22 protein-coding genes and 1 pseudogene are annotated in these 21,401 nt (G+C 66.5%); 6 read left to right on the forward strand and 17 right to left on the reverse strand.

Annotated elements, in window-relative coordinates; genetic code table 11:
• Positions 1-42: 42 nt before the first annotated feature.
• From ACP7A5_RS02390 to ACP7A5_RS02420, 7 genes and pseudogenes are all read right to left on the reverse strand, one after another.
• On the reverse strand, positions 43-1,314 hold the full coding sequence (locus ACP7A5_RS02390) for an AAA family ATPase (RefSeq protein WP_426040414.1): 1,272 nt from the start codon (positions 1,312-1,314) through the stop codon (positions 43-45).
• On the reverse strand, positions 1,284-1,619 hold the full coding sequence (locus ACP7A5_RS02395; protein WP_426040415.1) for a MarR family transcriptional regulator: 336 nt from the start codon (positions 1,617-1,619) through the stop codon (positions 1,284-1,286). The genes ACP7A5_RS02390 and ACP7A5_RS02395 overlap by 31 nt, the downstream gene beginning before the upstream one ends.
• A gap of 247 nt (positions 1,620-1,866) precedes the next feature.
• A complete protein-coding gene (locus tag ACP7A5_RS02400) occupies positions 1,867-2,055 on the reverse strand; it encodes a helix-turn-helix transcriptional regulator (protein ID WP_426040416.1) in 189 nt (62 codons plus the stop codon).
• A gap of 103 nt (positions 2,056-2,158) precedes the next feature.
• Positions 2,159-2,950 (reverse strand): hypothetical protein, encoded by a 792-nt coding sequence (locus ACP7A5_RS02405; protein ID WP_426040417.1) that lies wholly within the window; start codon positions 2,948-2,950, stop codon positions 2,159-2,161.
• Entirely contained in the window at positions 2,947-3,993 is a 1,047-nt protein-coding gene (locus tag ACP7A5_RS02410; RefSeq protein ID WP_426040597.1) for a tyrosine-type recombinase/integrase, read from the reverse strand. Before ACP7A5_RS02410 ends, ACP7A5_RS02405 begins: the two co-directional genes overlap by 4 nt.
• Before the next feature lie 54 nt (positions 3,994-4,047).
• Positions 4,048-4,320 (reverse strand): annotated as a pseudogene (locus ACP7A5_RS02415) (Arm DNA-binding domain-containing protein); the annotation flags it as partial.
• A 422-nt stretch (positions 4,321-4,742) separates the two neighbouring features.
• A complete protein-coding gene (locus ACP7A5_RS02420; protein WP_426040418.1) occupies positions 4,743-5,270 on the reverse strand; it encodes a DUF305 domain-containing protein in 528 nt (175 codons plus the stop codon).
• Positions 5,271-5,542: 272 nt separating this feature from the next.
• On the opposite strand from ACP7A5_RS02420, the gene ACP7A5_RS02425 reads away from it, so the two are divergent.
• Positions 5,543-5,932: a DUF302 domain-containing protein gene (locus ACP7A5_RS02425; protein ID WP_426040419.1), complete on the forward strand. Its 390-nt coding sequence runs from the start codon at positions 5,543-5,545 to the stop codon at positions 5,930-5,932.
• Between the two features lie 25 nt (positions 5,933-5,957).
• Here the strand turns inward: ACP7A5_RS02425 and ACP7A5_RS02430 are convergent, their stop codons facing one another.
• Complete coding sequence (locus ACP7A5_RS02430; protein WP_426040420.1) at positions 5,958-6,572, reverse strand: class I SAM-dependent methyltransferase; 615 nt, start codon at positions 6,570-6,572, stop codon at positions 5,958-5,960.
• A gap of 252 nt (positions 6,573-6,824) precedes the next feature.
• The gene (locus tag ACP7A5_RS02435) at positions 6,825-7,241 is read right to left on the reverse strand and encodes a DUF983 domain-containing protein (RefSeq protein WP_426040421.1); all 417 of its coding nucleotides are present in this window, start codon (positions 7,239-7,241) and stop codon (positions 6,825-6,827) included.
• A 111-nt stretch (positions 7,242-7,352) separates the two neighbouring features.
• Between ACP7A5_RS02435 and ACP7A5_RS02440 the strand changes: the two genes are divergently transcribed.
• Positions 7,353-10,268, forward strand: a complete 2,916-nt coding sequence (locus tag ACP7A5_RS02440; protein ID WP_426040422.1) for a tetratricopeptide repeat protein — start codon at positions 7,353-7,355, stop codon at positions 10,266-10,268.
• A 9-nt stretch (positions 10,269-10,277) separates the two neighbouring features.
• Here ACP7A5_RS02440 and ACP7A5_RS02445 read toward each other — a convergent pair whose 3' ends face one another.
• The 3 genes from ACP7A5_RS02445 to ACP7A5_RS02455 all read right to left on the reverse strand — a co-directional run bounded on the left by ACP7A5_RS02445 (position 10,278) and on the right by ACP7A5_RS02455 (position 11,917).
• Positions 10,278-10,556, reverse strand: a complete 279-nt coding sequence (locus tag ACP7A5_RS02445) for an HU family DNA-binding protein (protein WP_303695120.1) — start codon at positions 10,554-10,556, stop codon at positions 10,278-10,280.
• A gap of 117 nt (positions 10,557-10,673) precedes the next feature.
• Entirely contained in the window at positions 10,674-11,651 is a 978-nt protein-coding gene (gene fliP / locus ACP7A5_RS02450; protein WP_426040423.1) for a flagellar type III secretion system pore protein FliP, read from the reverse strand.
• Complete coding sequence (locus tag ACP7A5_RS02455) at positions 11,648-11,917, reverse strand: flagellar biosynthetic protein FliO (RefSeq protein ID WP_425988071.1); 270 nt, start codon at positions 11,915-11,917, stop codon at positions 11,648-11,650. Before ACP7A5_RS02455 ends, fliP begins: the two co-directional genes overlap by 4 nt.
• A gap of 122 nt (positions 11,918-12,039) precedes the next feature.
• Here ACP7A5_RS02455 and ACP7A5_RS02460 point away from each other — a divergent pair, with 122 nt between their 5' ends.
• Genes ACP7A5_RS02460 through ACP7A5_RS02470 form a run of 3 tightly spaced genes read left to right on the forward strand, consistent with a single transcriptional unit; the run spans position 12,040 to position 13,226 of the window.
• The gene (locus ACP7A5_RS02460; protein WP_426040424.1) at positions 12,040-12,456 is read left to right on the forward strand and encodes a flagellar basal body rod protein FlgB; all 417 of its coding nucleotides are present in this window, start codon (positions 12,040-12,042) and stop codon (positions 12,454-12,456) included.
• Positions 12,457-12,475: 19 nt separating this feature from the next.
• The gene (gene flgC / locus ACP7A5_RS02465; protein ID WP_303695124.1) at positions 12,476-12,910 is read left to right on the forward strand and encodes a flagellar basal body rod protein FlgC; all 435 of its coding nucleotides are present in this window, start codon (positions 12,476-12,478) and stop codon (positions 12,908-12,910) included.
• Positions 12,911-12,926: 16 nt separating this feature from the next.
• Entirely contained in the window at positions 12,927-13,226 is a 300-nt protein-coding gene (locus ACP7A5_RS02470; RefSeq protein WP_426036904.1) for a flagellar hook-basal body complex protein FliE, read from the forward strand.
• A gap of 107 nt (positions 13,227-13,333) precedes the next feature.
• Here the strand turns inward: ACP7A5_RS02470 and ACP7A5_RS02475 are convergent, their stop codons facing one another.
• Positions 13,334-14,683 carry a putative 2OG-Fe(II) oxygenase gene (locus ACP7A5_RS02475; RefSeq protein WP_426040425.1) on the reverse strand — a complete coding sequence of 450 codons (1,350 nt, stop codon included), beginning with the start codon at positions 14,681-14,683 and terminating at the stop codon, positions 13,334-13,336.
• 16 nt (positions 14,684-14,699) lie between these two features.
• The gene (locus ACP7A5_RS02480) at positions 14,700-15,245 is read right to left on the reverse strand and encodes a hypothetical protein (RefSeq protein ID WP_426040426.1); all 546 of its coding nucleotides are present in this window, start codon (positions 15,243-15,245) and stop codon (positions 14,700-14,702) included.
• Between the two features lie 247 nt (positions 15,246-15,492).
• Here ACP7A5_RS02480 and ACP7A5_RS02485 point away from each other — a divergent pair, with 247 nt between their 5' ends.
• On the forward strand, positions 15,493-18,495 hold the full coding sequence (locus tag ACP7A5_RS02485; RefSeq protein ID WP_426040427.1) for a TonB-dependent receptor domain-containing protein: 3,003 nt from the start codon (positions 15,493-15,495) through the stop codon (positions 18,493-18,495).
• Positions 18,496-18,579: 84 nt separating this feature from the next.
• On the opposite strand, the gene ACP7A5_RS02490 is transcribed toward ACP7A5_RS02485, so the two are convergent.
• Genes ACP7A5_RS02490 through ACP7A5_RS02500 form a run of 3 tightly spaced genes read right to left on the reverse strand, consistent with a single transcriptional unit; the run spans position 18,580 to position 21,288 of the window.
• Positions 18,580-19,599, reverse strand: a complete 1,020-nt coding sequence (locus tag ACP7A5_RS02490) for a DUF2891 domain-containing protein (protein WP_426040428.1) — start codon at positions 19,597-19,599, stop codon at positions 18,580-18,582.
• Position 19,600: 1 nt separating this feature from the next.
• On the reverse strand, positions 19,601-20,566 hold the full coding sequence (locus tag ACP7A5_RS02495) for a DUF979 domain-containing protein (protein ID WP_426040429.1): 966 nt from the start codon (positions 20,564-20,566) through the stop codon (positions 19,601-19,603).
• Entirely contained in the window at positions 20,563-21,288 is a 726-nt protein-coding gene (locus ACP7A5_RS02500; RefSeq protein ID WP_426040430.1) for a DUF969 domain-containing protein, read from the reverse strand. Before ACP7A5_RS02500 ends, ACP7A5_RS02495 begins: the two co-directional genes overlap by 4 nt.
• Positions 21,289-21,401: the final 113 nt, after the last annotated feature.

A 21,401-nucleotide genomic window follows, 5' to 3' on the forward strand; every position in this document is an offset into this window, starting at 1 on the left:
ACGCCAAGCGAGGGTTGAGCCTCCAGTCGGGCTACGCCCTCCCTACGCCCCAACCCTCGCAAGCGGTGCGCTCGTGACGTCCATCCCGAACACCAAAAGGGGGTCCCTATTGCACGCCTGTAGGGGTCCCTTTTGGACGCCGATTGACACCCAGACGAAGGGTTCGTTGATGGTGACGATCCCCTTGGCCTGAAGGCCCGCTCGAGCGGTCTGGAAGGCCTTCCGGCGGGCTTCGGGGGTGTCGGCCTCCGAAATGCGAGCGCTGTAGGCGTAGTGCCGCCAGGTCTCGATCCTGACCACTCGCACGCCGTTGGGGATGGGTCCGCCCGGGCTTGTCTCCCCTGCCTCTGAAATCGCCTTGTTGAGGGCGTTCAGGGCAATCTTCTGCGAGGACGACAGTCGTGGACCTTTTGACCGCCGGGTTGCAGAGGCCTCGTCGGACACGACGTCGAAACGGGCACCGTCGCTCGCCAGCCGAAACACGCGACCCGCACGGGCGTAATTGGCCTTCGAGAGCGTAAGGGTCAGCAAGCGCCGCTCGTCGGGATCATCCTGGACGTCATCGACCGTCAGATGCAGGAAGGACCGCACTTGATTGCGCCACGCTGTTGATCCCGATGTACCGCGTCCGCCCGTGGCCATCCCGGTGACCGATGGATGACCCAGCAGCAGGATGGCGATCTGCTCTTGTCGGGCAATCGCATTGAGCCGACGCAGGAAGGCCGAGACCTGATTCCGGTCGATCTCGTTCCCGCCGAACACTGCCGCCGCATAATCGATGACCAGCAGGGCCGCTCCCTCAGAGCGAACCCGCTCCAGAAGTGACTCCATCAGCGGCGTGATGACCAACTCGCCGGTGTCTGCGAAGTAGGCCAGCGTTGCGTCCATCTCGACGCATGAGAGCGCCGTGATGTTCGAAGCGATGTTCGAAAAATCCAGTTCCTCGGCCTGGCAGATCCGTTGCAGGCGACGAACCACCTCCGCCTCGTCATCCTCAGCGAACAGGCCGACCGACTTCCAGCCCAATGGCCTCTCGCCGAGCCACGTCCGCTCGTACCGGGATGCCATTGCGACCATCAACCAGAGGGCCAGCAAGGTCTTGCCGCTCCCGCCGTCACCATAGAGGCTGGTGACGCAGCCATCTGGGATCAGGCCCGGAACAAGGAAAGAACGGTCCGGAGCGTTGCGGCCGACCCAGGACGGGAGGTCGATGAAGGGAAGTCCCCCCGGCGCTGTCGCCGGGGTTCTTCCTTCGCGTCTGGCGGCAAAGATCGGAATGGCGCTCACTGTCGGGCCTCCCGAGCCGCCAGCCATGTTGTGAACTCTTCCGGGGTCGACAGCCGCACAACATGGGTCTTGCCGCCCATCCCTGTCGGTTGGCGCTCGTCTGTCGCAACCACGTGCCCCTGGGCCTTCAGCTCCGAAATCCGGGGCCGGGTCAGGTACCAATGTCGACCTGTTCGTTCGGCAATTAGTTCGGCCGTCGAGGGCCCGTTTGCCTTCAGATCAGCCAAAACTTCGGCCTGCCGCGACTTGAGCTTCGGGGCGAAGCTGGCTGCGCCCTCTCGGCCAGTCTCGATAGAGCCTTTCCAACCCGGCATGGTGTCAGGATAGCTCATCGAACCACCCCTGCATGGATGCCAGCCTGAACAGCAGCGTTGCGGAGGCACGCAGCGATGGCGATGGACCGGAGCGGTTCATCACCTCGTTGGATTAAGGCAGCCCTGAGGAGGGCGTCGGCCTCGCGGTAGGTCGCTAGTTGATGAACCAAGGGATGAGGGGTATCCTGATCAGGTTCAAAGCCGCCAAGCTGAACAGATACGGATCGCCCGTCGTGCCCGCGCATGGCGGGCGGTTTGCTGTCGGTCATGCGCTGGCAGCCTCCGTCTTGGAGGCGAACCATGCCTCCACCACGGGGGCGGGGAAGGCGACGCGGTTTGGGGTGATTTTGACCGGTCGGGCGATCTCGCCGCGTTCGATCATGTTGTAAACGGTCTGCCGGCACAGGGTGGTGCGCTTGCAGAAATCAGGGATAGAAACGAACCTGTCGGTCATCCTTCGAGCCTCAGTGTCATCCTCCGCAAGTTGCTTCGGTGCGACTGGGGCAGGATGGGCGTCGCTGGACGCGCTAATCGAATAGCGTCGTTGCAGCCCTCAGTTAGCGACCGGTCCGATTGGACTTAGCGGCGATGTAGTATTGCTGCACCGTCTTCCACGTCGTCGGCCCGCAATCTCGCCCGGCGATTTCCCACATGTGGGCTATGGTGCGGTAAATTTCGGCCTCAGATGGATTGCTGGAGACCGCCCTAAGCCGACGGCGGCGGGCCTCTTCAAAGACGGCAAGAGTGCACCACTCCTTGAGTGTGATCTCCGGTGACGCACTCCAGTCCTGCTTGCTTCCACCAGACCCGAGCGAGAGAAGCCAACCCTCCAGGGACTCCCTGGTGATGTAGATCGGATAAAATCCTCCACCCGCCACGGCGTAGCTGTTCGGCTCGCGCGGGTTCATCTGGCAGCAGTGGAAGCGGTTCCCAGTGTTCTGGACGTACCAGTGCTCAGGTCGGCCCACGATCATCGTCCCGGTCTTCGGGTCCATCAGATCGTGGACGAGCCTGCCGGAAGCCAAGCCGTCGAGGACTGCCCTTTTTGCCGCAGATGCTCGGCCGAGACGAGGTGCGGCGTTGGTGTTGATAAGGTCAGCTGTCCTTCTGCGCGCTTCCCACTCCTCCGCCGAAGGCGGCATTTGCGCAGGCGTGCGTCTGCTTAAGCTTGCGGGGATCGGGAGAGGTGGATTCGCCGATAAGCGCTGCGCGCCTTGAACCGCCAGATCGGCATCGGCCCATTCGGATCCAAACAATGCGAGCCCGGCCTGCGAAACCGCTCGCGCGAGGAAGATATGGCTCGGTATGTCACGTCGCCATGCCGAGGGTTGGGCCCAAAACGAGTTCACGTTCCCGCCCTCCAAAGCACTTCGACGTTTGATGGAACCTGGCGCTCCCCGACGATCTCCAGCAACAGCCCTTCCCAAGCCTCTAAAGCGCGGCGCTTCTCGGTAACGTACTCATTGACGTCATAGTGGGCCGAAGAGACCGCAGCGCCTCCGCCTGCATCCGTGCCGTGGCCCAGCACCTTGGACCGGATGAAAGGCGACACGCCGAGACGTTCGCTGGTCAGGATCGTGGACCCAGTTCGGCGGAGGTCATGGATGGTGGCGCCGTCGACACCGATGCAAGAGCGAAACTTGTCCATCGCATGAGTGAGGCTGTCCGGCCGAATCGGTGTGTTCGGGTCGCGTGGGCCGGGGAACACGACGATGCGGTTCGGGCGCTTGGCGTTGCTGTCTGCCGCCTCCCGTCTCGCCTGCGCATCTGCCGCGATGGCGAGGGCTTCCCGGATCAGGACGACGGCGCGAGGCGGGAGCGCCACCTGATGCGGCTTGCCGCTCTTCATCCGCTCGGGCGGGATTACCCATGTGCCTGCTTCTAGGTTCAACTCGTCAATCGCCATGCCGATGACTTCGACGCGGCGCTGAAGCAGCAAAGCGCAAAGCTGGATCGCGATCGCCACAGGACGGCTGACATAGACCCGCTCGCCGTCCCCGTCGCGAAGGTCGCTCGGATCGGACAGGGCAGCCCAAAGCAGCTTCAACTCGGGATCGGCCCAGATGCGGCGGCGGGACTTGGCGTCGTGGAAGGAGTCGAATCCCATGGCGGCGTTGATGGCGACGTGTTCCTCGGCAATGCCGAAGTTGAATATCTGGCGGATCAGCGCCTGGGTGCGGTTCGTCTGCGCCCCGATGCCCTTGGCGGTCATGCCCCGCAACAGGCCTTTAACGGTCGCGCGATTGATCTCTGAGAGGGTCAGTGATCCTAGGCCGGGCTCGATGTGGCGGGCGTAAATACCCTTCTCATATGCGATGGTCTGAGGGCGCTTCCGCTTCTTCTTCGGTTTCCATTCACCCGTTTCGCAGGCGACCCAGTAGGCGGCGGCCAAGTCTCCGAAGGTGCGGACCGTGAGCCCCTTCGCCATGACGCGGGCTTTGCGCTTCTCGCCTTGGGGGTCAGCCCCTTTGTCGATTTCGTTCCTGAGCCTGCCCGCCTCAAGCCGTGCCGCCCGAAGACCCATACGCGCGGCGTCGCCGATCTTCAGCCGGGGCTGACGTCCGTCTAGCGTCCGGTATCGGAGAACCCACGACTTCACGCCCGCATCAGTGACGCGCAGGCAGAGGCCCGGTGTCATGGCGTCCCAGATTTCAAGGCGCTGGCCAGGAGCAGCCTTCGCCGCCGTGACCGCGCGATCGGTCAAGTTGACCTTCGCCATAGTTTGCCCTTCACCGCCAAGCGATGTGCCCCGGAGCTGTGCCCCCGAGCGAATCTGGGGGCACGCAGGACATAGGCTAGACTGTGCGCGCTTGGGTCCGATTTGACAACCGGTCCAATGGTGGCGGGCATTTCAGTCTTGGGGATCGATCCGCTTTGACGCCCATTTACAGCTACTTCAGTGCTTTCCTAAAGCAGAGGTCAGGGGTTCGAGTCCCTCCGGGGTCGCCAATTTTCTATAAACATCAATAAAAGCATAATGTTATCGGCGACGCGTCTAACTTGGGTTCGCCACCCTAGTAGGTCCGGAGTGCGGAGGACGGTCGATGTCTACTAAGGGGGATAGGCGACATGCTCTCCGTGGCGCTTCCCGGACGGCGCCGGCGGAGCGAGTCGAAGCTCCGCCGTGCCGCCGTCGAAAAATCAGCCCGGATGACGCTCAAGCCACGATTCGAGTTCGGCGATTTCTGGCGTCACAGAATCAACTACGGCCTGAGCCATGCGGCGGGCTTCGGGGTCTGGTGCATCGCTTGCCAGCAGAGTTTGCGACATCGCGATGGCTCCTTGATGGTGGGCGATCATCTTCCGGGCCCACGTGCGCTGTGTGTTCACGTCGGTCGCCATCATCATGGCGCGGTGCATGCCCATCTCGGCCTCGGAGAAGGCTGTCCGAGGCATGTTCATTCCGGGCGGCATCGCATGATCCTGGCCCATCATGCCACTACCGGAGGCGGCCGGCGGCATAGCCATGCCCGGCGGCATCGCGTGACCCTGGCCCATCATGCCGGTGCTTGAGCCTGACTGTGGCATGCTCATGCCGGACATCGGCCGATCCTGCATCGCCATACCGGATTCTGATGCGTTGGCCGCGCACCCGGCGGTCGCGAGTAGCGAAAGCGCTGTCAAGGCAATCGCGGTCCGCCTGACAGGCCGCTCTGTGACGTTGAACATGGGGTAGATCCTCTGGATCAGGCCACCCGCAAACCGAACAGGACGTCCGGAACGCGGCGGCTGTGGCCGAGTTCGGCCGCCTTTTGAACGAACGCCGGGGTCGTTAGTTCAGATCGCCAGTCCAAGTGCGCCAGGGGCTTCAGATGAGCCGGCCTTGGTCCAGGCTCCCGGGCAAACCAATGCCGAGCACCACGCCCATTTGTGGTTGCGATCTCCATGATGGTTCGCAACGTCGAGGCCTTCTGATGGTTAAAGGCGGGAAGGAGCCTTCCATGACCTACTACTACAGCAAGACCAGCGACCTCCCGTTCGCAGAGGCCGTCGCACGCACACGCGAGGCTTTGACAGACCAAGGCTTCGGGATCATCACCGAAATCGACGTCACAAACACCTTCAAGCAGAAGCTGAACGTCGACTTCCGGCCCTACGTGATTCTTGGCGCCTGCAATCCGAAGGCGGCGCATGAAGCGCTCCTTCAGGAAGACAAGGTCGGCGTCATGCTGCCGTGCAATGTCATCGTCCAACAGCTAGCGGGCGGAGGCGGCAGCGAGATCGCTGCGGTCGATCCGGTCGCCTCGATGTCGGCGATCCAGAACCCGGGTTTGAAGGCGAAGGCCGGGGAGATCGGAGCCAGTCTCCGCCGCGCGCTGGATGCAATCTGAAAAAGCACGAGCGGCTGCGATCGGTTCACCCCACTCGACAGAAGCAATACATGAACTGCTGAGGCGTCCCCCAAGGCGTCTCGTGTAACTCTGTGACGCTGTCCAGCAGACGGAACTTCGGGCCGAACTCGCCGTGCAGGTTTTCTGCGTCGTAGCGAACGACATCCAAACCGCTGCACTTTTCCGGCCCATCCAGGCCGAATGTGGCGACGATGACGTGACCGCCCAGCCGAACTGCGCGGGCGACCTGACGCACATACGCGGCTCGGTCGTCTGCACCTGTCAGGAAATGGAAGACCGCCCGGTCGTGCCAGAGATCGTAGCGAGCGGCCTCCAACTCGACGGAGGTGATGTCGCCGGTGATCCAATGCACAGGGGCAGCAGCAAGGCCCAACCGGTCCTTCGCCACCCCTATCGCCGCTTGAGAAATGTCGAGCACAGTTACGTCGATGTAGCCGCGTGATACGAGATCATCGACCAGGGTCGCCTCGCCGCCACCAACGTCGATGACAGCGCTATCGCGATCCGGTGCGGCGTCTTCGATAAGCCTCAGCGAAGTCTCCAAGTGGGGGCGATACCAGCTTACCTCGTCCACCGCCCTGGTTTGGTAGACGTTTTCCCAATGGGCCTTGGTAGTCATCGCCGCCACTCCCGAACTGTCCCTGAAAGCTGGGGCCAGGATCATCTGAACGCCAGAGGGGCACGTTCGAATGTCTGCAGCGGGTCGAAAGCGGCAATTAGCAACGTCCGCGTTTCGGAAGCCCGACGCGGTTAGACAGATCGGCTAGAAGCTAATGCTGGTCAGCCGTTTCCAAGCCAGGTTAGACCGTATTAGGTCCCTGTTTTTGAGCTCAAAGTGGCTTCCCTCCGGGATCGCCATCCCTTCAGCGAGCTATCGCCACTTCGAGCCTTCGCCGTGGCCGCCGACGCTCTCCCATTCAGGCGGGGCGGCCTTGTGGACGTATTGCTCGGACACCATCCAGCCCTTGAACGGCCGCAGGACCAGAAGGCAGGCGGCCGCGATCAGGGGGAAGGTGAAGGCGAAATGGACCCAGATCGGCGGGTGGACCGTGAACTCGAAAGCCATGAAGGCCATCATGCCGAGAATGCCGATGGCGGACATGGCGAAGAAGGCCGGGCCGTCTGCGGGTTCGGCGAAACCGTAGTCCAGGTCGCAGACAGGGCAGGCGGGCCGGATGGTCAGATATCCCTGCAGTAGCGGACCCTCACCGCAACGGGGGCAACGGCAGCGCAGACCGGTTGAGAGGGTCGAGAGACGGGGATAGGCGGGGGCTTCGGCGGGGATCATGATGGCTCCTGACGCCTCTCACGTCGGCGCTTCGACCGGGCGTCGCAAGGGGGCCTTCGGTCACATCCCATTAACCGCCTCTAAAGGGCGATCGCGCGAGTGTGCGCGCGAATGGCAGGCCCGCGCTCCAGCACCGCGATAGGACGAACCACGGCGGCGCTCGGCGTCGCAGGGACGATTGCGCTCGCGCCGATCGCGGGGGCCGTCGTTCCGGCCTTCGCCCAGGAGGCCGCAGCCGCCCTGGATCCCATCACCATCCGCGTCGGCGCCAATGACGGCTTCACCCGGGTGGAGTTCGCCGGGATCGTCGGATCGCGGTCGCGCGTGCGTCGCGACGGCCAGACCGTCGTCGTGCGGATCGGCTCGACCGCCGCCCCCGACGTCAGCCGCCTGAAGAATGATCCGCCCCCGGGCGTGGAGAAGGTCGAGACCCGCGCCGCCCTGGACGCCACCGAACTGGTCATCACCCTGGCGGAAGGGTCGGACGCCCGTACCGGAAGCGCGGATGGTGCGGTCTGGCTGAACCTCTATCCCGCCGGCGCCGCGCCGGCCGCTCCTGCCGGAGCGGCCGTGCCCGCGGGCGGCGCGGTGCCTGTCATCGCGACCAAGGCCGCCGAACAGGTCAGCCTGTCGTTCGCCTGGGGGGCGCCGGTGGGCGCGGCCGTGTTCAGGCGAGGCGACGCGGTATGGGTGGTGTTCGACACCGCCGCCCGCATGGACATGTCGAAGGCAAGCGACCTGGGGGTCGCCGGGGACGCGCGCTGGGCCGTGGGGCCAGACTATACCGCCATCCGCATCTCGGCGCCGGAAGCCCTGTCGGTCTCCGCCAAGGGAGAAGGTGCGACCTGGACCGTCACGATCGGCGGGCCGACCGCGCCCCCTGCCAGCGTCGTGATCGATCGCGACGACACGGGCGACACGTCGCTTGTGGCCAGTATGGCCGGAGCGACCCGGACGGTCTGGCTGACCGATCCGATGGTCGGCGACCGGTTCGCCGCCGTTACGGCCCTGGCTCCCGGCAAGGGGTTCGCCGACACGCGCCGTACGATCGACCTGACCCTGTTGCCGACGGCCCAGGGGCTGGCGATCGAGACGCCGACCGACGATCTGTCGATCAAGGCCGAGGGCGACCTGGTCACCCTGTCGCGGCCGGGCGGCCTGCTCCTGTCGCCGCCTTCGATGGCGCTCGAGGCGGCCGAGCCCGCCCATGCCGAGGCGCCGGGGAAGGCCAAGTTTCCCGCCCTGATCCTGAGCGCATGGGCCGATCCGGGCGAAGAGGGCTTCTCCACCCGTTACCGCAAGCTCCAGGACGCGGCGGCGCTGGAGGCGATCGCCGCCTCCGATAACCCGCGCGCGCCGATCGAGGCGCGGTTGGCCCTGACGCGGTTCCTGGTTGGATCGGGCCTCGGTTTCGAGGCCATCGGCGTGGTCAACGCCATGTTCGCGAAAACACCGTCCCTGCAGGGCGAGCCGGAACTGCGCGGCCTGCGCGGCGCGGCCCGGGCCTCCATCGGGCGGCTGGAAGAGGCGACGCTGGACTTCTCGTCCGGCGCTCTGGCCGGCGATCCCTCAACGAAGGTCTGGCAGGGCTGGCTGGCGGCCGAGCGGGGCGACTGGGAAGAAGCGCGCCGCGCCTTCGCCGGCGGGGCCGCCGCCATCGACGACTTCCCGCCGATCTGGCGCGCCCGCTTCGGCGCGGCCCACGCCATGGCGGCGCTGGAGACCGGCGATCTGGACGCTTCGAAGTCGCTGCTGGCCTACAGCTTCTCGCAGGAGGCGCCGGCCGCCGACCAACTGGTCGCCCGCCTGGTGCAGGCGAGGCTGTTCGAACTGGAGGGGGCCACCGACCGGGCTCTGGCGGTTTACAAGGCCATCGGCCGGGCGCCGCTGGACGGCATCGCCACCCCGGCCAAGCTCGGCGTGATCCGTATCGAACTCGCCAAGGGCACGCTGACGCCGACGGCCGCGGCCGCCCAGCTGGAGCAGCTGAAGTGGCGCTGGCGCGGAGACGCGACCGAACTGTCGGTCATCCGCACCCTGGGCGGCCTCTATCTGTCGCAGGGGCGCTATCGCGAGGCGCTGGATGCACTGCGCGGGGCGGGCAAGCGGCTGGGCGACCTTCCGGGGTCCGTCGAACTGCAGACCGACCTGTCGAACGCCTTCCGCACCCTGTTCCTGGACGGCGCCGCCGATGGGCTCCAGCCGGTGCAGGCGCTGGCCCTGTTCTACGACTTCCGCGACCTGACGCCGGTGGGCGCCGACGGGGACGAGATGGTGCGTCGTCTGGCCCGGCGTCTGGTCGACGTCGATCTGCTGGACCAGGCCGCCGAACTGCTGAAATACCAGGTCGATAACCGGCTGGAGGGTGTCGCCAAGGCCCAGGTCGCGACGACCCTGGCCACGGTCCTGTTGATGGACCGCCAGCCAGAGCCGGCTCTGCAGGCCATCTGGGCCTCGCGCACGACCCTGTTGCCGACCGCCCTGAACGCCGAGCGTCGGGCGCTGGAAGCGCGGGCGCTGATGGATCTCGGCCGATACGACCACGCGCTGGAAACCCTGGCCGACGACCGCAGCGCCGAGGCGCAGCAGGTCCGGGCCGACATCTTCTGGAAGCAGGAAAACTGGGCCGGTGCGGCGGCGCTGTATGAGGCCCGGCTGGGCGATCGCTACAAGGACACGGCCACGGCGCTGACGCCGGCCGAGGAAAGCCAGGTGATCCGGGCCGGCGTCGGCTACTCGCTGGCGAGGGATGCGGCCGCGCTGTCGCGACTGTCGCGGAACTATGCCCCGTTCAAGGACCGTGCGCGGTCGGCGGCGGCGCTGCGCATCGCCCTGGACGGGCTGGATGGAATGGAAGGGGCGGCGAACGCCCAGGACTTCGCCGGACTGACCGCCGGCGCCGACACCTTCACCGGCTGGGTCAACCAGATGAAGACCCAGCTCAGAGAAAAAACGGGCGGGAATCGCGCTTCCGCGACGCCCGCCCGTCCCACTGCTCCAGCCGCCGCGGCGCCCGCGGCCGGCTAGAGCCCTGTCTTACGAGTTGACCGCATCCTTGAGCGGCTTCGACACGCGGAAGCGCACGGCCTTCGACGCGGCGATCTTGATGGTCGCGCCCGTGGCCGGGTTGCGGCCTTCGCGAGCGGCGCGAGCGGCGGTGTCGAAAACACCCAGGTTGGAGATGCGTACATCGCCGCCGCCGGTCAGCGATGAATGGATGTTCTTGACGATGGCTTCCAGCACGCGGCCGGCGTCGGCCTGGCTGACACCGGCATCCTTGGCGACGGCGGCGATGAGTTCAGCTTGAGTGGTCATTATGGGTCGTTTCCCGAAAAGCTCGCCCGTGATTCCGGGCGACGACGGATGGATCAACACGCCTTTTGGGCGACTTGGCAAGCGCCAATGGCGCGCAAAGCCTTTGAGGGTGGGAATCTAGCCCGTTCCGGACGCCTGTCGGAAGCTCTCGACCAGGCTCCCGGCGACCAGTCTCCAGCCATCAACCAGCACGAAAAAGATCAGCTTGAACGGGAGTGAAATCACCACCGGCGGCAGCATCATCATACCCATGGACATGAGCACGCTGGCGACCACAAGATCGATCACAAGGAACGGAATAAAAAGGAGAAATCCGATTTCGAAGGCCTTCTTCAACTCCGAGATCATGAAGCTGGGAACGATGACCCGGAGGGGCAGTTCGGCGGCCGTCGTGGGGACCTCCAGACGGCTCAGCCGGGTGAACAGGGCGAGGTCTCCCTGGTCCACCTGGGCGAGCATGAAAGTCTTCACAGGTTCCGACGCCAGATCGAAGGCCTGGGGCAGTTCCATCTGCTGATCCATCAGGGGGCGGATGCCCGAATCATAGGCGTCCTGCCACGTCGGAGCCATGACGATGGCGCTCAGGAAGAGGGCCAGGGACACGAGGACGGCGTTCGGCGGCGATTGCTGCATGCCGAGCGCGGTGCGCAGCAGAGACAGCACAACGATGATGCGCACGAAGCTGGTGGTCATGATCACGATCGACGGCGCCAGCGACAGGACCGTCATCAGACCGACCAGCTGGACGACGCGCTCGGTCAGGCCGGCGCCGGTGCCGAGATCGACATTGATCGCAGCGCCCGCGCCGCCGGCGGCCGCCGCATCCTGGGCGAAAGCGGCCAGCGGCCACATGAGGCAGAGCAGGGTGGTGATCGCGGACAGCTTGAGGGCGCTCAGGAACTCCGCGCAGGTGGGGACGGCGAACCACTTCTCCTCCCTGTCGCCTCTTGGCGATGGGGAGGTGGCGCGGCGCGGCTTCGCGTCGTGACGGAGGGGTTCCTGGCCCAGAGAAGAACCCCTCCGTCTCTTCGCTTCGCTACGCGCCACCTCCCCATCGCTGCGCGACAGGGAGGAGACGATGCCGGTGAAAATCATTTCTCGACGCCCCGCGGTTCGATCAACTCGCGGCCTTCGCCCAGCAGGAGGAGGCGTTCCTCATCGTCGATCCGGACCAGGACCAGGCGGCGGGCGGGATCCAGCACCAGGGTCTCGACGACCTTCAGCCGGCGCTCGCCGCGCTCGGCGTTGAGCCTGGCCATCAACTGGGGCGCATAGCGACGCGCGGCCCAGGCGGCCAGGCCGATCAGGCCCAGGGTGAAGGCGAGGCCGAAGATGGCGCGCGCGAGATCGAGGAAGTTCATTCTGAAGGGCCCCCGGAGAACTCGAGGGAACTTTAACCAACGTGGTTAACGTCGCGTTTAGATAAGCCCTCGTTAACCATACAGGCGGCATTTTCTGCCCATCGATCAAGGAAACGATCCCGATGGGCGTCGCCGACATCTCCCTTCTGAGCCAGATCAAGGGCCGCATGACCTGGCTGGACGAACGCCAGCGTCTGATCGCCCAGAATGTCGCCAACTCGGATACGCCCGGCTACGTCGGCCGTGACCTGAGAGCCCCGACGGACTTCGCCGCCGCCATGCGGGACGGAGGAGGACTGCGCATGGTCCAGACCTCGGCCGGCCACATGCCTGTTGGCGGACCGAACGGCGCGCCGGTGGCCCGCTTCACGTCGGAGGCCTCGCCGGATTCCGAAACCACGCTCGACGGCAATGCTGTGGTGGTCGAGGAGCAGATGCTGAAGATGGCCGAGAGCCGCATGGCCTATGACGCCGCGATCGGACTCTACAGCAAGGCGATGGCCATGATCGGCCTGGCGGCCAAGGTTCCGGGTCGATGAGTCGTAAGGGAAGCGCCCGATGAGTGATCCGATCAACGGCCGCAACGGCACGCCGCGCAACAGCGCCATGGCGGTCGCCGCCTCCGCCCTGACCGCGCAGCAGTCGCGCATGCGGATCATCGCCGAGAACATCGCCAACGCGGAATCGACGGCTCCGACGGCCGGAGGCAATCCCTATCGCCGCCAGATCCCGGTCTTCGAGGCGCGGGGCATCGACGGGGCCACCGGGGTGTCGCTGGCCGAGGTTCGGCCGGACCAGAGCGACTTCCGGCGCGAATACGACCCGACCCATCCGGCGGCCGACGGCGAAGGCTATGTCCTGCGACCCAACGTCGACACCCTGATCGAGGCCATGGACATGCGCGAGGCGCAGCGGGCCTACGAAGCCAATCTGAACGTCATCGAGACGGCGCGGTCGATGGAAAGCCGCACCCTCGATATCCTCAAGCGATAGGGCCTGATCGATGTCGATGAACCCGTTGATGGCCGCCCGGGCCTATGCCCAGGCCCAGGGAGCCGGCGGAGCGACGGCAGGCGCCGCGGTCGCGGGCGGTCCCGAGTTTTCGCAGATGCTGTCCAACGTCATGGGCGACATGACGCAACAGACGCGCGTGGCCGAGACCAATATGACCCAAGCCGTCCAGGGGCAGGGCTCGATGATCGACGTGGTCACGTCGATTTCCAGCGCCGAGGCCTCGCTGCAGACCGTGATCGCGGTGCGTGACCAGGTGATCTCCGCCTATCAGGAAATCATGCGGATGCCGATTTAAGGGTAGGGCGCTGTCGCTCGCCGCGCGGCGGCTCGCTACCATTCTTCAGGGCGCCACCGCTCGCTCGCGGAGCCTCGCTGCTTGAGCGCAGGGTCGGCGCGGCAGCCTCACCTGGGCTGCACGTCGAAGGCGACGGTCAGGCGCTCGCCGCCGCCCGTGAACGGCTCGGTGCCGTGCCACATCCAGGACGGGAACAGGGCGACGCGGCCGGGTTTCGGCTCGATCCAGTGTTCCGGAGCCAGCTCCAGCCCGATGCCGAGGCGACAGGCTCCGAACCGCAACCAGCCGGCTCTGGGCTGGTCCGGCGACAGCTCCGGGGTCTGGACATACAGGGCTGAGGAGACCCAGCCGTTCGGATGGATGTGGTCGCTGTGGCGCCCTCCGGCGGTGAGCCGCACGGACCAGGCCCCGATGATCTCGAAGCCTCCACCCGCACGCCGGCTCATCGGGTCGTCCCGGCCGGCCATCGCGCCGATGTAGCGTTGGATGGGGTCTGTCAGGCCGCTGAAGATCGCGTCGATGGCCGGATCGCCGGCGAAACGCGGGTCCAGCGCAGCCTGCACGCCCGAGCGGATCGACTGGCCCAGGGGTTGGGCCCGGAAAGGATGAAGGGCGCGCAGACCGGCGGCCGCTTCGGCCAGCCACGCCTCGCGATCCTGGCCGACGGGCCCGGCCAGATCGAACGCGGCGGTCAGCCGGCGATAGTCGCCGGCGGAAAGCGCGCGCGGGTCGCCGACCACCCTCCAGGCGACGTAGCGCAGGGCGAGGGCGTACTGATCGCCCGGCGTGGTCGCAAGGTGCGCATCCAGTCCCGGCAGGGCCTCGCCGGATCGACCGCAGGCCATCAGGGCCGCCAGGCGCGCCACCCGGGCGTCTGCATCGCCCGGCGCGGCGCCTGCCGCAGCCTCGGCATGCTTGAGGGCCAGGGCCGGATCGAAGCCCGAGGCGGCGGCCGAGGCTGTCGCGTCGAGAGACGCAGGGTGGCGCCCGGTCAGCCACGGTTCCAGCCCGCGGTAGGCCGCCTCGTCGCCCACGATGTCTCGCGCGATCCCTGCGCGCAGGCCGGCCAGCGGCGCGGTCGGCGCCGACTGGAGCCGGGCGTCGATAGCGGCCAGAGCCGCATGGGCGTCGCCGCTCCGCATCCAGATCAGCTGGGCCTGATCCCGCAGGGCGTCGGCATAGTCCGGTCGACGCGTCAGGGTCTGGCGCAGGGCCTCTTCGGCCTCTGCGAGCCGGCTCGCCGACATCAGGGCGCGGGCGAACACCAGCCAGGTCTCAGGCGCGTCGCCGCCCTTGGCGAAGGCGCGCCGGACAGCCGCCAGAGCCCCCTCGGCGTCACCCATGTCGCCAAGGGCGGCGGCCAGATTGTGCTCGGCCACGGCGCTCGCGGGACGGGCTGCGACAGCCTGCTCCAGGGTCTGGAGACGCGCCGTCGATTCGGGGCCATGGCCTTTCACGGCTTTGACGGCAGGGTCAGCGTTCGCGACGGACGCGAACCGATCGCGCACCGCCGACGCTCAGCAGATAGCTGCCCACCGCGCCCTGACGGATGCGCACCACGGCCCCCGGCGCGACACGGGCGGTGACGCGCTCCATGTCGATCTGACGCCAGATCGCACCGTCGGCGAGGACAAAGGTCCACTGGCCCCGTCCATCCTGGCGCCCGCTGGCTAAAGTCGTCTCGATCGCGTCGACCGGGTCATCCTGTCGCAGGCGTCCGAACAGATTGGCGGTGGCGAGGTCGAGACCGAACAGGCGGGCGCGGGTCTCGCGCGCCTGGTCCCGGTCGATCACCGTGACCTCGCCCCGCTGTTCGGCGGTGTCGAACGCGGCCGTCGCGGCGTCGAAACAGGCCAGCCGTGCGTCGGTCGCCGTGATCGCCCGGCAGGCCAGCAAACCCTCAAGCAGCGCGGGTCTGGCGGTCGCCGCGTCCTGCGCATGGCCGGTCATCGGGGCGGCGAAAGCCGCCGCGGCCAGGATGAGCCCCGACACTGTCAGAGGTCGAGCTTTCTTGCGCATGTTGGTATCCCCGGGAAGAGTGATCCCCCCTTCTTAGGCGATATTTTCCCCGTAGCGGCAATGGGGCCGGTGCGTGGTCTGAATGTGACAATCTTTTACGAAAGCGTCGTGTTTCGGCCATCCTCATTGACCGAGCGCCGGTGTGCGGTAACGCTCCGCGCAAGTTCCAGATTTGCGTCCGCGCGGGTTTCGGGACGGGCGGGCCAAAGGTCCGGCCTAAAAACACACTGCTCATGGAGAAGCCCCTTTGACCGACACTACCTACCGTCGCCGACTTCTCGGCACCTCGATGTTCGCCGGCGCGATGATCGCCGCGACCCTGATGGCCGCGCCCGCCATGGCGCAGAGCGCACAGGACGATGACGACCAGGTCGACGACATCGTCGTCACCGGTTCGCGCATCGCCCGTCAGGACTATGTCGCCAACTCGCCGATCGTCACGGTCACCGCCGAGGACTTCCAGGCCACGGGTTCGGTCAACATCGACACCCTGATCAACGACCTGCCGCAGTTCACGCCCGCCGCGAACGCCACGTCGAACAACCCGTCCAACGGCGGTCAGGCCAACGTGCAGCTGCGCGGCCTGGGCACCGGCCGCACCCTGGTGCTGATGAACGGTCGCCGCATCGTGGCCTCCAACGCCTCTTCGGTCGTCGATCTGAACGTCCTGCCGACCTCGCTGATCAGCTCGATCGAAACGATCACGGGCGGCGCCTCGTCCACCTACGGCTCGGACGCCGTGGCCGGCGTGCTGAACTTCCTGCTCGACGACGATTTCGAGGGAGTCCGGATGGACTTCCAGTATGGCGAAACCGACCGTAACGACGCCGACACCAACTCGGTCAACCTGACCATCGGCGGCAAGTTCGGCGACGACCGCGGCCACGCCGTCCTGTCGTTCGACTATTCGCACCGTTCGCCGATCTTCAACGCGGCTCGCCCGTTCTCGGCGATCTCGGGCTTCTCGGGCGCCTCGCCCCTGGGTTCGACCATCTTCGACGCCCAGAACCTGCCGACGACGGCCGTGGTCAGCGGCTTCATCACCGGCGGCGTGAACTCCAACACCTTCGGCTTCAACAACAACGGCACGCTGTTCACGTATCAGGGCGCCCGCGACTACGCTTCGCCGGGCGGCATCGACTTCGAAGGCTTCCGCACCGCAGGCCCGCTGCAGCAGACAGACTTCGCCTACAACACGGGCCCGCTGAACTACGGCGTCCTGCCGCAGAACCGCTACAACGCCTTCGCGGCGGCCTCCTATGAGATCAACCCGTCGGTTGAGGTCTACACCGAGTTCCTGTTCTCGCAGTACGAGACCTCGAACCTGCTGGCCGCCACGCCGGCCGCCGGTACGGCCACGGGCTTCCGTATCCCGTCGACGAACCCGTTCATCTCGTCGGAGCTGCGTACCGTCCTGAACAGCCGTCCGAACCCGGCCGGCACCTTCCGCCTCGACAAGCGCTTCAGCGCCCTGGGCTCGCGCGTCGGCAACGAAGCCGTCAGCGTCTATCAGTTCACCACGGGCGTCCGCGGCGATCTGGAAGGCACGCGCGACTGGACCTACGACGCCTATCTGTCCTACGGCCGCGTCGACGACACCACGACCCAGACCGGCAACGTGTCGCGTTCGGCGGTTCAGCGGCTGCTCGATGCCGCTGACGGCGGCGCGTCGCTCTGCGCCGGCGGCTTCAACCCGTTCGGTCAATCGACGCTGAGCGCGGCTTGCGCCAACTACATCGGCCGGAAATCGAAGAACACCACCGTCAATGACCAGCGCGTCTTTGAAGTGAACCTGCAAGGCGGCGTCTTCGACCTGCCGGCCGGTGAAGTCCGCGTCGCCCTGGGCGGCACCTACCGCGAGCAGAACTACGACTTCATCGCCGACGCCTCGCTGTCGGCCACGGCGCTGCTGCCGTCGTTCAACGGCACGACCACGGTCCTGACGGTCCAGAACGACATCGCCGGTTTCAACGCCCAGAACTCCCTGTCCGGTTCGGACCAGGTGTACGAAGGCTACGGTGAAATCCTGATCCCGCTGCTGCGCGATCTGCCGTTCATCCAGCGCCTGGAAACCAACCTCGGCTACCGCGTCTCCAGCTATGACTCGGTCGGCGTGGTCGAATCCTACAAGGCGGACGCCAACTGGATCGTCTTCGACGGCCTGACCGTTCGCGGCGGCATTCAGCGCGCCGTTCGCGCTCCGTCGATCGGCGAACTGTTCAGCCCGCAGAACCTGAACTTCCCGTCGATCGGTTCGCCGACCTCGGGCGGCGCTCCGGCCCTGTCGGCGGATCCCTGCGACATCCGCACCGCCTATCGTTCGACCTCGGGTTCCAACCTGGCGGCCTCGACCAACGCCGCAGTCCGCGCCCTCTGCCTCACGCAGGGCGTTCCGAGCCAGGTTATCGACACCTACACCTTCCCGAACCAGCAGGTTTCGGGTCTGTCGGGCGGCAACCCGAACCTGTTCGAGGAAACCGCCGACTCCTACACCGTCGGCGTCGTGCTGCAGTCGCCGTTCCAGAACCCCTGGCTCTCGGGCTTCTCGGGTTCGGTCGACTACTACAACATCGAGATCGCCAACGTGGTCGGCACCGTGTCGGTCACCGAGCAGCTGCGTCGCTGCTTCAACTTCGACGGCGCGTCCAACACGACCTACGATCCGAACAACGTCTACTGCCAGCTGTTCAGCCGCGACCGCGCCTCGGGCCAGGTTTCGAACACGTTCGAAACCAACGCCAACCTGGGCGCTCTCGTGACCTCGGGCATCGACTTCCAGGTCGACTGGACCGCCGCTCTGGTTGACCTCGGTCTGCCGGACTGGGGTTCGCTGGCCGTCAACGTCACGGGCACCAAGCTGGAAGAGTACAAGCGTCAGGACCTGCCGGGCGGCACCTTCACGGACCGCACGGGCACCCTGTCGAACTCGTTCGGCCTGACCCTGCCTGAGTGGAAGTCGCTGACCTCGGTCAACTGGAACATGGGCTCCTTCGGCCTCGGCGTTCGCTGGCGCTACCAGGGCTCGGCGGTGAACTTCAACAACCGCGCCCAGGTCATCGACGCGATCGACTACTTCGACCTGAACGGCTCCTGGGCCGTGAACGACACCGTCGCGATCCGCGCCGGCATCAACAACCTGACCGACGAAATGGCGCCCGTCTATGCGCCGGCCGTCGCGGCCAACACCGATCCGTCCGCCTATGACGTGCTCGGCCGCCGCTACTACGTCGGCGTGAGCGCCCGCTTCTAAAGGCGCGTCGAAGCTAAAACGTTGGGGGCGGCCGATGGTATCGGCCGCCCCTTTCTTTTGTCCGGAAGTCTGGGGAAGTCTGACTCAATCCGGTTCGGCGAGCAGGGCCAGGAGGGCGAAACTGGCCAGCCAGTGCTCGCCCATATAGTCGCCGGTGACATGGGGCAGGGCGGCGTTGAGGTGGACCTCTGCCGCCTTCAGGGCGACAGGGCGGCGCGGATCATCCAGCGCCAGAGACGATGCGACGCCCCGCCAGCACCAGGCCCGGCTGAGGCTCAACCCATCCAGATGGGCGATCTTGCCGTCCGACCGGTCGCTGACCGTGGCGGGGGCGAACAGGGTCGCGGGCTCGCGCTGTTCGAGGCGCGGAAGATAGAGATCGAACCAGGAGCCGAAGTCCTGATCCTGCATCACGCGCCGCATCAGTTCCGACACCATCAGCGTCGGTGACAGGAACTCGTCCTGCGACGGCTCCCAGGCCTGGCAGTCGCGATCGCCGGAATACCAGCGCAGGGCAGCGATGTGGCACAGGTCGGCCAACTCCGCGTCGGCGGCGCTCTCCGCGTAGTCGAGCGCGAGCCGCAGGGCGAAGGCGGTGTTGTAGTGGGTCCCGGTCCGCACCGGATAGGTCGAGATCGGCAGAAAGGTCTTGAACCGGTCGGCGAAGGCCTCGGCCAGTGGTCGCAGGATCTCGGCCCAGGCGCGGCCGCGCGGGTCAGAGTGGCGACGCAGCTCGGTCTGCAGCATCAGCAGCCAGCCCCAGCCGTAGGGGCGCTCGAAGCCTCGGGCGTTGGGCCGGTCGAGATAGGCGACCTCCGCCGCGACGTTGGCGGGCGTGAACAGTTCGTCCGCCAGATCGGCGATGGCGACGGCCTCGGCCATGTCTGGATACAGGCGGCGCAGGGTGAACAGGGTCCACCAGCCGTGGACGCAGGAGTGCCAGTCGAAACTGCCGAAGAAGACCGGGTGCAGAGCGCGCGGGCCAAGCGCATCCTCCGGCCCGTTCAGGACGTGATCCAGCTTGTTTGGATACGCCTTCGTCACATGGCCGAGGGCGGCGCGGGCGAAGCGGGCTGTCGTGGCGGCGTCGAGAGCCTGGGACATGTCAGAACCGGAAGGCGAGGAAATACATCAGGGCGATGTTGACCCCCAGAAGGATCAGGGCGGTCGGGGCCTGGGCGCGGATGACGCCGTTGAAGGCGGCGTTGCGGTCGGGCAGCTCCAGCAGGTTCGCCGGCACGACGTTGAAGTTGGCGGCCATGGGCGTCAGCAGGGTGCCGCAGAAGCCGGCCAGCATGCCGATGGCGCAGACGATGGCCGGGTCGCCGCCGAACTGTCCGACCACGAACGGCAGGCCGATGGCGGCGGTCATGACCGGGAAGGCGGCGAAGGCGTTGCCCATGATGACCGTGAACAGGGCCATGCCGAGGCAGTAGGCGAGGACGGCGATCAGGGGCGAACTCATCGGCACGGCCTGGGTCACCAGCTCTCCGACCACGCTGCCGACGTTGGAGGCCAGGAAGATGGCGCCGAGCGCGGCCAGCATCTGGGGCAGGAGCACGGCCCAGCCGATGGAATCGATCAAGCGGCGCCCTTCATGGAGCGGCGCGGCGGCCGGCGGCCGCAGCCAGACCATGGCGGCGCCGAGGGCGATCAAACAGCCGAGCGCAAGGGCGATCAGGGTCGTCTGGGTCGAGGAGAACAGGGCCGCGCCCCATTCCGTGTGCTTGGCCGCGAGTGTGCCTCCGACGGCGACGACCGGGACGATCAGGGCGGGCAGGAACAGTCCGTCGCCGCGCCGGGCGGCGCCCTCGCGTCGTTGCTCCGTCGTGGTGGTTTCGGGCTTGCCGACGCCGAGCTTCGACAGGCCGCCGAGCGCAACGAGGGCGACGACCAGCAGGCCGTTGCCCAGGCCGCCGAGATGCGAGCCGAACAGCATGGACCCGGCCAGCAGGCCCCAGAACATGGCGCTGCGGATCCGCGTCGGGTGTGCGGGGTCGCGCAACGTCAGGATGGCGAAGGCCAGGAACATCAGTCCGACGAGGATATAGACCTGATCCAGGGTGATCATTGGCCCGTCTCCGTGCGGGCGTCGGAGATCGCCTTGCGGATCGAGCGGTCGAACAGCAGCAGGCGGGCCCCGTGGATGAGGAAGGCGGCGATGGCGGTGGGGATGGCCCAGACCGACAACTGCAGCGGCTCGACGATGATGCCGGCCTGTTCGAGGAAGCCGACCATCAGGATGATGGAGCCGATGGCGATGAAGATGTCCTCGCCGAAGAACAGGCCGATGTTGTCGGTCGCGGCCGACATGCCCCGGATACGGTGACGGACCGGGTCGGGCAGGGTCCCGCCGGCCTCGACCTCGGCGGCGCCTTCGGCCATGGGGGCGACGAGGGGACGAACCATCTGGGGGTGGCCGCCGAGCGAGGTCAGGCCCAGCGCGGAGGTGGCCTGGCGGAGGAGGAGATAGGCGATCAGGAGGCGACCGGCCGAGGCGGCGCGGACCTTGGCGATCGACATGCGGGCACGCTCCTGCAGGCCCGCCCGTTCGAGCAGGCCGATGACCGGCAGGATCAGCCAGACGACGTGGAAATAGCGGTTGTCGTTGAAGGCGTCTCCGAAGGCGGTCAGGGTCGCGACGCCGGCCTGGAACAGGGCGCTCGCGCTGACGCCGGGCGCAATGGCGGCGCAGACGCCGGTGACGATGGCCGCAGCCAGGATGACCAGCAGCGGGTTGATCCTGGCCACGAAGCCCGCGACCACGACCAGTATTCCGAGCAGCACGAGCATCGACGATTTCCCCCTCGATTCAATTCACACCGTGCACCCCGGCGAAGGCCGGGGTCCAGATGGAAGACGCTCTCCGGGACGAGAGACCCGAAGGCTCATCCCGTCGACCGGGT

Source organism: Brevundimonas sp. TWP2-3-4b1 (assembly GCF_049897665.1).
GTDB lineage: Bacteria > Pseudomonadota > Alphaproteobacteria > Caulobacterales > Caulobacteraceae > Brevundimonas > Brevundimonas subvibrioides_B.

Excerpts from the sequence above, each read along its gene's own strand:
- ACP7A5_RS02390 (WP_426040414.1), bottom strand. The coding sequence starts at position 1,314 with ATGGCTGGCGGCTCGGGAGGCCCGACAGTGAGCGCCATTCCGATCTTT.
- ACP7A5_RS02395 (WP_426040415.1), bottom strand. The coding sequence starts at position 1,619 with ATGAGCTATCCTGACACCATGCCGGGTTGGAAAGGCTCTATCGAGACT.
- ACP7A5_RS02400 (WP_426040416.1), bottom strand. The coding sequence starts at position 2,055 with ATGACCGACAGGTTCGTTTCTATCCCTGATTTCTGCAAGCGCACCACC.
- ACP7A5_RS02420 (WP_426040418.1), bottom strand. The coding sequence starts at position 5,270 with ATGTTCAACGTCACAGAGCGGCCTGTCAGGCGGACCGCGATTGCCTTG.
- ACP7A5_RS02425 (WP_426040419.1), top strand. The coding sequence starts at position 5,543 with ATGACCTACTACTACAGCAAGACCAGCGACCTCCCGTTCGCAGAGGCC.
- ACP7A5_RS02430 (WP_426040420.1), bottom strand. The coding sequence starts at position 6,572 with ATGACTACCAAGGCCCATTGGGAAAACGTCTACCAAACCAGGGCGGTG.
- ACP7A5_RS02435 (WP_426040421.1), bottom strand. The coding sequence starts at position 7,241 with ATGATCCCCGCCGAAGCCCCCGCCTATCCCCGTCTCTCGACCCTCTCA.
- ACP7A5_RS02440 (WP_426040422.1), top strand. The coding sequence starts at position 7,353 with ATGGCAGGCCCGCGCTCCAGCACCGCGATAGGACGAACCACGGCGGCG.
- ACP7A5_RS02445 (WP_303695120.1), bottom strand. The coding sequence starts at position 10,556 with ATGACCACTCAAGCTGAACTCATCGCCGCCGTCGCCAAGGATGCCGGT.
- fliP (WP_426040423.1), bottom strand. The coding sequence starts at position 11,651 with ATGATTTTCACCGGCATCGTCTCCTCCCTGTCGCGCAGCGATGGGGAG.
- ACP7A5_RS02455 (WP_425988071.1), bottom strand. The coding sequence starts at position 11,917 with ATGAACTTCCTCGATCTCGCGCGCGCCATCTTCGGCCTCGCCTTCACC.
- ACP7A5_RS02460 (WP_426040424.1), top strand. The coding sequence starts at position 12,040 with ATGGGCGTCGCCGACATCTCCCTTCTGAGCCAGATCAAGGGCCGCATG.
- flgC (WP_303695124.1), top strand. The coding sequence starts at position 12,476 with ATGAGTGATCCGATCAACGGCCGCAACGGCACGCCGCGCAACAGCGCC.
- ACP7A5_RS02470 (WP_426036904.1), top strand. The coding sequence starts at position 12,927 with ATGAACCCGTTGATGGCCGCCCGGGCCTATGCCCAGGCCCAGGGAGCC.
- ACP7A5_RS02480 (WP_426040426.1), bottom strand. The coding sequence starts at position 15,245 with ATGCGCAAGAAAGCTCGACCTCTGACAGTGTCGGGGCTCATCCTGGCC.
- ACP7A5_RS02490 (WP_426040428.1), bottom strand. The coding sequence starts at position 19,599 with ATGTCCCAGGCTCTCGACGCCGCCACGACAGCCCGCTTCGCCCGCGCC.
- ACP7A5_RS02495 (WP_426040429.1), bottom strand. The coding sequence starts at position 20,566 with ATGATCACCCTGGATCAGGTCTATATCCTCGTCGGACTGATGTTCCTG.
- ACP7A5_RS02500 (WP_426040430.1), bottom strand. The coding sequence starts at position 21,288 with ATGCTCGTGCTGCTCGGAATACTGGTCGTGGTCGCGGGCTTCGTGGCC.